The sequence below is a fragment of the bacterium genome (genome assembly GCA_040756715.1).
Classification (GTDB): domain Bacteria; phylum UBA9089; class UBA9088; order UBA9088; family UBA9088; genus JBFLYE01.
This window is the reverse complement of record JBFLYE010000162.1, coordinates 1-5181: the sequence shown is the minus strand read 5'-3', so window position 1 is coordinate 5181 and position 5181 is coordinate 1. Positions and strand designations below refer to the sequence as shown.

General features: G+C 38.1%; 6 protein-coding genes. All 6 read left to right on the top strand.

Translation table 11 applies throughout. From position 1 onward, the window contains the following. Nucleotides 1-174: 174 nt before the first annotated feature. The gene (locus AB1397_05955; protein MEW6482530.1) at nt 175-1644 is read left to right on the top strand and encodes a potassium transporter TrkG; all 1470 of its coding nucleotides are present in this window, start codon (nt 175-177) and stop codon (nt 1642-1644) included. Beyond that, on the top strand, nt 1641-2099 hold the full coding sequence (locus AB1397_05950; GenBank protein MEW6482529.1) for a DNA-binding protein: 459 nt from the start codon (nt 1641-1643) through the stop codon (nt 2097-2099). The genes AB1397_05955 and AB1397_05950 overlap by 4 nt, the downstream gene beginning before the upstream one ends. Then, entirely contained in the window at nt 2086-3069 is a 984-nt protein-coding gene (gene pheS, locus AB1397_05945; protein MEW6482528.1) for a phenylalanine--tRNA ligase subunit alpha, read from the top strand. The genes AB1397_05950 and pheS overlap by 14 nt, the downstream gene beginning before the upstream one ends. 118 nt (nt 3070-3187) lie before the next feature. After that, the gene (locus AB1397_05940; GenBank protein MEW6482527.1) at nt 3188-4030 is read left to right on the top strand and encodes a zinc metalloprotease HtpX; all 843 of its coding nucleotides are present in this window, start codon (nt 3188-3190) and stop codon (nt 4028-4030) included. Next, nucleotides 4027-4251 carry a 50S ribosomal protein L31 gene (gene rpmE, locus AB1397_05935; GenBank protein ID MEW6482526.1) on the top strand — a complete coding sequence of 75 codons (225 nt, stop codon included), beginning with the start codon at nt 4027-4029 and terminating at the stop codon, nt 4249-4251. Before AB1397_05940 ends, rpmE begins: the two co-directional genes overlap by 4 nt. Continuing rightward, the gene (locus tag AB1397_05930) at nt 4252-5094 is read left to right on the top strand and encodes an aminotransferase class IV (GenBank protein MEW6482525.1); all 843 of its coding nucleotides are present in this window, start codon (nt 4252-4254) and stop codon (nt 5092-5094) included. The last annotated feature ends 87 nt before the right edge of the window (nt 5095-5181 follow it).

The following is a 5181-nucleotide window of genomic DNA, read 5'->3' as shown; positions in this document are numbered from 1 at the left end:
TAAAAAAGCCATAAAAAAGGTCTACAGGTTTGAATAAAACCCTCATTTTATGCATATAAAAAAATTTTTCTTAAAGATTTTCAACCTCCTGCTTGGTGTTTTAACAGAGGTTTTGTTTTTTCTTGCCCTTTTTCTTGTATTAGGAATTCCTGCAATGCTCATCTGGCTTATTAAATGACAAATCTTAGAACAATCTTTTATTATATAGGAAGAATAATCTCAGCCTTTTCTTTTGTTGCATTTATCCATTGCATTCTTGCCATAATAATGGCCGAATATAGCTCGGCAATAGACTTCCTTATTACATTTTCCTCATTTGTCCTGGCTGGTTATATCCTTATTTTATTGGGAAAAAAGGGCGAGATTACATGGGTGGTTGGAATGGTTATTGTCTCTTTATCCTGGTTTTTTCTTATGTTCCTGGTTGCCATTCCATTATTCTTATCAGGGCATTATCTTTCATACCTTGATGCTTGTTTTGATGCAATGTCTGGCCTGGCTACCGTCGGTTTTTCCTTGATCAATGATATTGACCACCTCTCTTATTCTCTCAATACCTGGAGGTTTTTCTTTCCCTACATTGCAGGACAGGGAATAATTCTGGTAGCCTTAGTCTTTCTTGCCTCAAGCCCTTCTGGCTATGGAATGTATCTGGGAGAGGGAAGGGAGGATAGAATCCTTCCAAACATTGCATCTACCGCACGGATAATTTGGAGCATAGCCATCCTATATCTGGTGGTAGGGATGAGCATTTTATGGCTAATTGGAATAAATAAAGACCTGGGTATGGTAAATGCATTCTTCCATGCAATGTGGCTTTATATGAGTGGCTGGGCTACCTGTGGGCTATCCCCTACTTCATCATCTGTCCTTTTTTATTATAGCCCATTGATTGACCTTGCCACAATGGTTGTTTTTATATTAGGTTCTCTTAGCTTTTATCTCCATTATACGGTCTGGACAGGAAAGAGGCTTGAGATATTTAAGGATGAAGAGATAAGAACCTTCCTTTTTACCCTAGGTATTTCATTTATCTTTATAAGCATTGGTATTGTTAAATCAGGGCTTTATCATGATTTTCCCTCATTTTTTCTAAATGCCTTATACCACACAACATCTGCCCATGCAACCTGTGGCTTATCTATGGTATATCCAGCTTATTTCGTAAGATGGGGAGAGATTGCATTGATTGGTATGGTAATTGCTATGGGAATTGGTGGATCTGCTGGCTCAACCAGTGGAGGGATTAAAATTTTAAGGGTAGGGATAATTGTAAAGGCTCTTATCCAGGATATAAAAAGCCTTGCCTTTCCAAGCTCAGCCGTGGTTTGTGAGAAATTTCACCATATAAAGGATATTCTCCTTAATGATAGGCTTGTTAGGGCAAGTATGATTATTATGCTCTCCTACATTTCTACATACTTCATTGGTGCATTGGTTGGCATTATGTATGGATACCCATTCATTAAAAGCCTGTTTGAGTCAGTATCAGCAACATCGGGAACAGGCTTTAGTTGCGGGATTGTATCAAGTAATATGCCCTCTTTTATGAAGATTGTTTATATCTTTCAAATGTGGGCAGGTAGGTTGGAATTTATCTCTATATTTGCTATAATAAGTTTAATTTTGGGGAGGAAGCGATGAAGTTCGGGGTTCGGGTTTTGTTTTTTCTCTTGCTTTGTTCTTTATCTTATGGAATAAGTATATCAGATCTTATTCAGAAGCCAAGAGAGAAAGCTATAGAGATTGAAGGAGAGGTGGTGGGAAAGCCTATGAAAAGAAAAAATTTCTATCTTCTCAATATATATGACAAAACAGGGGCAATTGGTGTATTTATAAGGCTTGACAAATGCCCAAAGATAAGCTATTATGGCAGATATGGCGTAATGGGAGACAAAATAAGGGTTTCTGGAATATTCCATCCAGCTTGCAAAGAGCATGGGGGAAAGATGGATATTCACGCTAGCTCTATAGAGGTATTAGAGAAAGGAAGAAGGATTGAGAAGCCTGTATCTAGGACAAAATTAGGAATATTAGCTATTTTATCGTTATTGGCACTCCTTCTTATTTTTGTAAGGAAAAGGTATGCAAGCAATTGAAGATATAGAAGAGGCGGTAAGGGAAATAGAGATGGCAAAGGGCGAGAATGAGCTTTCTCTAATTAAGGCAAGGTATCTTGGAAGCAAGGGGATAATCACAAGCGCTTTGGCTAATCTAAAAAATATTCCTCAAGAAAAAAGAAAAGAAATAGGAAAGAGCCTTAATGAGGCAAAAAGGGCAATAGAAAAGGCAATCAAAGAGAAGAAATTTAAGAAAGAAGAAGAATTCTTTGATGAAACCCTTCCTGCGATTATGCCAAAGATTGGAAAAAAACACCCAATAACCTCTGTAATGGATGAGGTTGTTGATATATTCGTCCAGCTAGGATTTTCTATTGAGGAAGGACCTGAGATTGAGCTTATTGAGTATAATTTTGATGCCCTAAATATTCCTTCCCATCACCCTGCACGGGATATGCACGACACATTCTATATTGATGATACATATTTATTGCGAACCCATACCTCGCCGGTTCAGATAAGGGTAATGAAGGAGAAAAAACCACCCATTAGAATTATTGCACCTGGGAGGGTTTATAGGAGGGATGCTGATATATCCCATTCTCCAATGTTTCATCAGGTGGAAGGGCTTTTGGTTGATAAAAACATTACATTTGGCGACCTAAAGGGCATTCTCTCATTCTTCCTTGAGGAGGTCTTTGGAAAGGGAAGCAAGATAAGGTTTAGACCAAGCTATTTTCCATTTACCGAGCCATCCTCTGAGGTTGATATATCCTGTATCTTGTGCAATAGCAAGGGATGCAGAACCTGTAAGAATACAGGCTATCTTGAAATCCTGGGTGCAGGAATGGTAGATCCTGAGGTATTCAAATATGTTGGAATAGATATAGAAGAATACACAGGCTTTGCATTTGGGCTTGGAATTGAGAGGATTGCTATGCTAAAATATGGAATAACAGACATAAGGCTATTTTTTGAAAATGATCTGAGGTTTCTTACCAGTGTTTAGCTAGATTAGAAAATGATTTAGGAATTAGGACTTTTATGATTTTTTAATATAAATTTCTTTACAAAAAGAAGATTGATTTTTATAATATATTTATAATTTTTTAAGAGGTGAAGAAATAATAAATAGCTTTAAAACATTTATTTTGCTATGTGGCCTTACCTTTTTGCTTCTTGCAATAGGAAGGGTAATAGGAGGGCAATCTGGGCTTACCTTTGCCCTGATTATGGCAGGGATAATGAATTTGGGAGCCTATTTTTTCTCTGACAAAATTGTCCTTGCAATGTATGGAGCAAAAGAGGTATCTGAAAAGGAGCTACCCGATGTCCATAGGATTGTCCATAACCTTACCCAGGCATCAGGGATGCCAAAACCAAAGATTTATCTTATGGAAAATGCTTCGCCAAATGCCTTTGCTACAGGAAGAGACCCAAAGCATGCCTCTGTTGCTGTAACAACAGGGATATTAAAGCTCCTTTCCTATGATGAGCTAGAGGGTGTGATAGGACATGAGCTTGCCCACATAAAGAATAGGGATATTCTTATTGCTACCATTGCGGCAACCATTGCCTCGGCGATAAGCTATCTGGCTCATATGGCACAATGGGCGGCTATTTTTGGAGGAAGCAGGGATGAGGAGGGAAGAAGGAGTAATCCTTTGGTTTTCCTTGCCATAGCCATTGTTGCACCATTAGCCGCTTTGATAATCCAGATGGCAATATCAAGATCAAGGGAATACCTTGCCGATGCTGAAGGAGCAAGGCTCTGCGGCTCTCCGAATAAGCTTGCCTCCTCGCTTGAGAAATTAAGGATGGGTGTGTCCAGGATTCCAATGGATGCAAACCCATCAACCAGCCATATGTTCATTGTTAATCCATTGTCTAGTGGATTTTTCCTTTCCCTTTTCTCAACCCATCCTCCTATTGAGGAAAGGATAAGGCGTTTAAGGGGGATGATAAGATGAAAAAAGGCATACATCCCGAATATAAAAATGTTGTGGTAAGTTGTGCTTGTGGCATGAGCTTTGAGACAAGGTCAACCTATTCCAAAGGAAATGCCATAAGGCTTGAGATATGCTCAAATTGCCATCCATTCTTTACTGGAAAGCAAAAGCTGGTTGATACAGCAGGAAGGGTAGAAAGGTTTCAAGAAAGGTATAAGAAAAGAAAGAGATCAACAGGATAATTGATTGTATATTTTAACGGCAATTTTAAAGCATTAGAAAAAGCTTGTATTTCTCCCCTTGACCATTCCTTCCTTTATGGTGACGGCATATTTGAGACGATCAGGGCATATAAGGGAAAAATTTTTAAGCTAGATGAGCATATAGAAAGGCTTAAAAATGCTGCTTCTCAATTAGAGCTAAAAATTCCCGATATTTCTTTAGAAATCCTGCAAGAGCTTTTAAACCTAAATAGGCTAAAGGATGCAATGATTAGGATTACCATTTCAAGGGGAGAAGGGCAAAGGGGAATAGACCCTGCTTTATGCAAAAAACCAAATATTGTTGTCATCGCAGAGGAATTTAGGGGCTTTTCAAAAAAATGTGTATCTGCGACAATATTGGATATAAGAAGGCAGCATCCAAAGACCCTTCCTCCCATAAAATCAAACAATTACCTTCCAAATATCCTGGCAAAGATTGAGGCAAAGAAAAAAGGGGTAGATGAGGGAATATTTTTTACAATTGATGGCTATGTAGCTTGCGGAATAACAAGCAATATATTTATTTTTAGCAGGGGTAAGCTAATTACCCCTCCTTTATCTACCGGGATACTCCCTGGGATTACAAGAAAGGTTATAATTGAAATAGCAAGCTCAATTGGCATCCCTGTTCTTGAGAAAAGATTTAGAAAACCTGCCCTCTTTGAGGCAGATTATGTATTTCTAACAAGCACAGGCTATGAAATTATGCCCATTTCAAGGATAGATGATTATGAATATAAAATCTCCCAGGAGCTAATAGACAAGCTTCTTTCTTTATTTAGGGAGAAAGTATGTGTTTCATCTTTTAATCAAAAATTCTAATGTCTTCTCTATTCTCAGGTCTTTCTTAAATGCCTCTCTTTTTTCAGGGGATAATGCCTTTTCTATGGCATCATTTGAAAAATTCCT

What these genes read in the sequence shown, in the direction of transcription:
- AB1397_05955 (MEW6482530.1), top strand. Translation starts at nt 175, where the DNA reads ATGACAAATCTTAGAACAATCTTTTATTATATAGGAAGAATAATCTCA.
- AB1397_05950 (MEW6482529.1), top strand. Translation starts at nt 1,641, where the DNA reads ATGAAGTTCGGGGTTCGGGTTTTGTTTTTTCTCTTGCTTTGTTCTTTA.
- pheS (MEW6482528.1), top strand. Translation starts at nt 2,086, where the DNA reads ATGCAAGCAATTGAAGATATAGAAGAGGCGGTAAGGGAAATAGAGATG.
- rpmE (MEW6482526.1), top strand. Translation starts at nt 4,027, where the DNA reads ATGAAAAAAGGCATACATCCCGAATATAAAAATGTTGTGGTAAGTTGT.